Origin of the sequence: Streptomyces yokosukanensis (genome assembly GCF_001514035.1) — a bacterium.
GTDB classification, from domain to species: Bacteria; Actinomycetota; Actinomycetes; order Streptomycetales; family Streptomycetaceae; genus Streptomyces; species Streptomyces yokosukanensis.
Map to the genome: position 1 here is coordinate 1 of NZ_KQ948291.1, position 890 is coordinate 890.

An 890-nucleotide genomic window follows, 5' to 3' on the forward strand; every position below is an offset into this window, starting at 1 on the left:
GCGCCCGCGCCCACGCCCACCGGCAGACGAGACCACTCAACCCGGAAGAGCGACTCACCACCCCCACCACCGGACACCCTCAACTGCTCCTCGGTGACCGGACGCAACACCAGCGACTCCACCGACGCCACCGGAGCACCCTCACCATCAGCCAACTCCAACGACAGCGACTCCGCACCCGAGGACGACAACCTCACCCGCAACGACGACGCACCCGAAGCATGCAAAGACACACCACTCCACGCGAACGGCAGGAACAACCCCCCACCATCAGACTCACGCGCACCAGAGAAAGCCCCAGCATGCAACGCCGCATCCAACAACGCCGGATGCAGACCGAACCCCACCGCCGAATCCACCTCACCCGACGGCAACACCACCTCCGCGAACACCTCCCCCCCACGCCGCCACACCGCACGCAACCCCTGGAACACCGGCCCATAGCCATACCCACGACCGGCCAGATCCCCGTACAACCCAGACACATCCACCGCCACCGCACCCACCGGCGGCCACACCTCAAAACCAACACCAGACGCCCGAACATCCTCACCGAGCAACCCACTCGCATGACGCACCCACGGCACATCCGACCCCGCACCATCGGCCCGCGAATACACCGCGACCGACCGCACACCACCACCCGAATCCTCACCCACCGAGACCTGCACCCGCACAGCACCCTCGCCAGGAATCACCAACGGAGCCTCCACCACCAGCTCCCGCACCGTCCGCGCACCCACCTCATCACCCGCACGAACAGCCAACTCGACCAACGCAGCACCCGGCAACAACACCACACCCGACACCACATGATCCGCCAACCACGGCTGCCCACCAACAGACAACCGACCAGTACACACAACCCCACCAGTCTCAGGAACACTGAT

The 890-nt window shown here is 65.6% G+C and carries 1 protein-coding gene; it reads right to left on the reverse strand.

Annotation, left to right across the window (positions count from 1 at the left end):
* A partial coding sequence (locus AQI95_RS47810) for a polyketide synthase dehydratase domain-containing protein (RefSeq protein ID WP_341849513.1) occupies positions 1–863 on the reverse strand: 863 nt, incomplete at its 3' end.
* Positions 864–890: the final 27 nt, after the last annotated feature.